The organism is Stenotrophomonas sp. 2YAF22, assembly GCF_052114665.1.
In the GTDB taxonomy this organism is placed as follows: domain Bacteria; phylum Pseudomonadota; class Gammaproteobacteria; order Xanthomonadales; family Xanthomonadaceae; genus Stenotrophomonas; species Stenotrophomonas indicatrix.
In genome coordinates this window covers 1-4,590 of the sequence record NZ_JBFRFE010000340.1, presented here as the reverse complement: position 1 = coordinate 4,590, position 4,590 = coordinate 1, and the positions used below count along the sequence as shown (strand labels likewise).

The 4,590-nt window shown below is 65.6% G+C and carries 6 protein-coding genes; 1 reads left to right on the top strand and 5 read right to left on the bottom strand.

Features of this window, described 5'->3' with window-relative positions:
• Positions 1–194: 194 nt before the first annotated feature.
• From AB4Y84_RS13870 to AB4Y84_RS13850, 5 genes are all read right to left on the bottom strand, one after another.
• Entirely contained in the window at positions 195–863 is a 669-nt protein-coding gene (locus AB4Y84_RS13870) for a YoaK family protein (protein WP_059063786.1), read from the bottom strand.
• A 10-nt stretch (positions 864–873) separates the two neighbouring features.
• On the bottom strand, positions 874–1,380 hold the full coding sequence (locus AB4Y84_RS13865) for a hypothetical protein (RefSeq protein WP_099842268.1): 507 nt from the start codon (positions 1,378–1,380) through the stop codon (positions 874–876).
• A complete protein-coding gene (locus AB4Y84_RS13860; RefSeq protein ID WP_442250297.1) occupies positions 1,377–2,777 on the bottom strand; it encodes a PhoH family protein in 1,401 nt (466 codons plus the stop codon). The genes AB4Y84_RS13865 and AB4Y84_RS13860 overlap by 4 nt, the downstream gene beginning before the upstream one ends.
• Positions 2,778–2,861: 84 nt before the next feature.
• A complete protein-coding gene (locus AB4Y84_RS13855; protein ID WP_312787142.1) occupies positions 2,862–3,341 on the bottom strand; it encodes a peroxiredoxin in 480 nt (159 codons plus the stop codon).
• 91 nt (positions 3,342–3,432) lie between these two features.
• Positions 3,433–3,993 carry a glycine cleavage system protein R gene (locus tag AB4Y84_RS13850; protein ID WP_025879444.1) on the bottom strand — a complete coding sequence of 187 codons (561 nt, stop codon included), beginning with the start codon at positions 3,991–3,993 and terminating at the stop codon, positions 3,433–3,435.
• A 164-nt stretch (positions 3,994–4,157) separates the two neighbouring features.
• Here AB4Y84_RS13850 and AB4Y84_RS13845 point away from each other — a divergent pair.
• The coding region (locus tag AB4Y84_RS13845) for a dihydrodipicolinate synthase family protein (protein ID WP_442250296.1) at positions 4,158–4,590 on the top strand (433 nt) is incomplete at its 3' end.

The window sequence follows — 4,590 nt, the reverse complement described above, 5'->3', positions numbered from 1 at the left end:
GTGTGGGCCTGCAGGACACGCCGTAGACCCGTCCGTGGGGGCTCGATGGCGCCATCCATGGCGCCAACGGTCCTGCAGCCCCAYACCGCCCCGCATCTGACGGCTTCCTGCAGTAGATCCACGCCATGCGTGGATATCGCAGAAATGATCGGATGGACAACGTAGATCCACGCCATGCGTGGATGGCGCCATGCTCAACGCCGCCAGCGTGCCCACTGCTGGTAGGACACATAGCCCAGTCCGGTCAGTCCGGTCAGCAGGGCAGGGGCGAGTAGGGCGTCGTATTGCCAGCGCACGAACAGCCAGGCGCCGATCACGCCGCCAGCAAGGAAGCCGCTGATGATCAGGCCGCTCAGGGTCAGGCGTCGTACCTGTAGCGGCAGTCCGCGCAGCAGGTGGCCCAGGCCGATGCCGAGATCGGTGAACATGCCGCTGAGATGAGTGGTGCGTACGACGGCACCACTGAAGGTGGTGGCCATCGCATTCTGCAGTCCGCAGGCCATCGCGGCCGCCAATGCGCCCCATATCTGATGCTGCTTGAACAGCGGAATGGCCGCCAGCAGCAACAGCGATTCCAATGCCAGCGCCACGCCGTAGCGCCGGCCGAGCTGCAGTGCGCTGTCCTGGATCAGCAGTCCGCTGACCATCGCGCCCAGCGAAAACGCGATCAGCAGACCCCACAAATGGCCGACCGCGCGCCAGTCACCTTGCGCCAGTGCCATGCCAAGCTGGCTGGTGCTGCCGGTCATGTGGCTGACCGCCTGGTGTTCAAAACCGAGGAAGCCAACCACATTGACCATGCCGGCCACGCACGACAGGGCGACCGCGCCGATCCAGACCCAGGTGGGCAGGCGGATTCCCATGGCAGGCCCCTCAGGGCCCGCCGAAGCCGCCGTTGAACTGCAGTTCGCTGAAGGTCCCGCTGGTCGGGTCGAAGACCGCGCCCCAGAACTGCGCGCCGCCATCGCAGACCCGCACCGCTTCGCGGGCGGGCCGGAGGCTGTTGTCTTCAGGCAGATGGAACGCGTTGATGTAGATCACCTGCTTTCCGTCCAGCTCGATGCCAACGTACTGGCGATCGAAATCCAGCACGTGTGGCACCTGCGCTTCCAGCGATGCCAGCTTCGCTTCCAGCTGGTCCACCTGCTGCCGGCTCGGTGCCCAGTAGCCGCTTACCCGCCCGGCCTCGCGGCCGGGGCTGGGGCGCGAGCAGGTATCGAGCACCTGCGCGGCGATGATCGGGCGGGTGACCACCCAGGACTGGCCACTGCGTTCTGTGGTCGGCACGCTGGCCGGTCCCTGCGTGGTCGCGCAGGCACCGAGCAGCGTGGCAATGGCGACCGCCAGCGATGGCAGCAGCAGACGGGTGCAGCGGTTCACAACACCTCCGAGGCGTAATCGGCCAGCCGCGAGCGTTCACCGCGACGCAGCGTGATGTGCGCGCTGTGCGGCCAGTTCTTGAAGCGGTCCACGGCGTAGGTCAGGCCCGACGTGGTTTCGGTCAGGTACGGGGTGTCGATCTGYKCGAYGTTGCCCAGGCAGAYGATCTTGGTGCCGGGGCCGGCACGGGTKAYCAGCGTCTTCATCTGCTTGGGCGTCAGGTTCTGSGCCTCGTCCAGGATCAGGTAACGCGACAGGAACGTACGGCCGCGCATGAAGTTCATCGAGCGGATCTTGATGCGRCTGGCGAGCAGGTCGTTGGTGGCCTGGCGGCCCCAGGTGCCGCCTTCCTGGTTGTGCGTCAGCACTTCCAGGTTGTCGGTCAACGCGCCCATCCACGGCGTCATCTTCTCTTCCTCGGTGCCGGGCAGGAAGCCGATGTCCTCGCCGACGCTGACCGTGGCGCGGGTCATGATGATCTCGCGGTAGCGCTGCTGGTCCATCGTCTGCGCCAGGCCGGCGGCCAGTGCCAGCAGGGTCTTGCCGGTGCCGGCAGTACCGAGCAGGGTGACGAAGTCGATCTCCGGATCCATCAGTGCGTTGAGTGCGAAGTTCTGCTCGCGGTTGCGCGCGCTGATGCCCCACACGGCATGGCTGCCGTGGCGGAAGTCATCGACCAGCGACAACACCACCTTGCCATCGCCGACGATCCTGCTGACGCGCAGCTCGACTTCGTCTTCGCCCGGCAGGTACACGTACTGGTTCGGGTACCACTCTTCGCCGTCCTGGGCGAGGATTTCGTAGTGCGTGCGGCCCTTGTCGCTCCAGCTGCGCAGATCCTCGCCGTGGCGCTTCCAGAAATCTTCCGGCAGCTCGGTGGCGCCGGTGTAGAGCAGGCTGAAATCGTCCAGCGCGCGGTCGTTCTCGTAGTCTTCCGAGACGATGCCGGCGATGGCCGCCTTGATCCGCAGGTTGATGTCCTTGGAGACGAACACCACCGGGATCTCCGGCGTTTCTTCCTTCAGCGCCAGGATCGCGCCGAGGATGGCGTTGTCCGGGATGACCTTGCCAAAGCTCTTGCCCGCGTCGAAATGGCTGGTCTGGAAACGCAGCAGGCCCACGCTCTGCTTGCCGCGCAGCTGCAGGCCCTGCGGCCGCTGCAGCGGAATGCCCTCGGCCAGGTTGTCCAGGCCCGAAGCCTGCACCAGCTCGTTGAGGAAGCGGCTGACCTGGCGCGCATTGCGGCTCGCTTCGGTCGTGCCCTTCTTGCCGTTGTCCAGCTCCTCGATCACCTGCATGGGCAGGTAGACATCGTGCTCCTCGAATTTGAACAGCGCGGTGGGATCGTGCATCAGCACGTTGGTATCCAGCACGTAGATGCGCTTGCCTCGGGTCATCATCGGTTCCTGGTTACGGACAGGGAAAAACCACCACGGCCTGCTGCAGGGCAGGGTGGTGGCGGACAAAGTGGGCGATGGGACTCACTTGGACTGATTGGCCTTCAGTTCGGCGAGGACGGCGTCGGCATGGCCGGCGACCTTGACCTTGCGCCATGACTGCACGATGCGGCTGTCGGGGGAAATCAGGAAGGTGCTGCGCTCGATGCCACGTACCTGCTTGCCGTACATGTTCTTCATCTTGATCACGTCGAAGGCGCTGCACAGCGCTTCGTCGGCATCACTGACCAGCGGGAACGCGAAGCCCTGCTTGGCACAGAAGTTGTCGTGGGACTTCACCGAGTCGCGCGAGACGCCAAGCACGACCGCGCCCGCTTTCCTGAAGCCGGGCAACAGTGCGTTGAAGTCGATGCCCTCGGTGGTGCAGCCCGGGGTGCTGTCCTTGGGGTAGAAGTACAACACCAGCCACTGGCCGGCGTAATCGCCGAGGGTGGCCTGGGCGCCGCCGGACAGCGCCAGCGGCAGGGAGAGGGTGGTGCTGTCCAGGGTATCGCCGTTGTTCATGAGGTCCTTCTGTCGAGCCTGGGTTCTTTCTACGACAATTGCATGAAACGCCACGCGCCCGTGAGGAGCGCGCGAAGAATCAGGGTTTCAATCAGAACTTCATCGGGTCCATGATCGCGTCCAGGTTCAAGTGGTCGCAGAACTCAAGGAAATCATCGCGCAGGGCGGCGATGTGCATGTTGGCCGGCACGCCGATGGTGACCTGTGCGCTGAACATTTCCGCACCGGTCTGCATGGCGCGGTAGCGCGTGCTCTGCAGGGTCTCGATGGTGATGCCCTGGCGGTCGAAGAAATCGGCCAGCTGGAACAGGATGCCCGGCTTGTCGGCGGCGATCACCTCGACGATGTACGGCAACAGGTTGGATTGCGCCTGCTTGGCTTCGGTGCGATACCAGACCAGCTTCAGGCCTTCCTCGCGCTCGAGCCGGGTCAGCATCGCTTCCAGCTTGGCGACCGAATCCCAGGAGCCGGTGGCCAGCGCGGTCACCGAGACATCGCGGCCCACGGTGGCCAGGCGTGCATCCACCAGATTGCACCCGCTGTCGGCGATGCGGCGGGTGACGGACAACAGGGGGGACTCCGGATGCGTCGTATAGGCGTTGATCAGGAGGTGGTTTTCGCTCGGCGCTGGGCGCGGGGTGGTGTCGGTCAAGGCGATTCCGGGTAATGCATGCGTTAGTCTGAATGCCCGCCAGAGGCGGGGATCCACCGGTGTCCAGCATACTTGCCCGTGCTTTCGCGCCGCAAGTAACATTCAGAACGCCCGCGCCCTTCCGTGGCGGACGTTTTCCCTCCCCAGCCAAGAGCAGCACGTCCTTGTCCCTTTCCGGCCTCATCACCGCGCTGGCGACCCCCTTCCGGGCCGACGGCGCACTCGACCCCGACGGTTGGCAGCGCCTGCTGCACCTGCAGCTGGAGGGCGGCGTCCAAGGCGTTGTCGTTGCCGGCTCCACCGGCGAGGCAGCCACCCTGTCCGATGCGGAGTACGACCAGCTGCTGGCCAGCGCGGTCGAACGCATCGCCGGCCGCGTTCCGGTCCTGGCCGGTACCGGCCTGTCCGGCACCGCCAAGACCATCGAGCAGACCCGCCGCGCCGCCGCGCTCGGTGCCACCCACGCGCTGGTGGTCACACCGCCGTACGTGCGGCCGACCCAGGCCGGCCTGATCGCGCATTACCGCGCGGTCGCCGACCAGGCGGGATTGCCGGTGGTGCTGTATAACGTGCCCGGCCGTACCGGCTGCGACATGC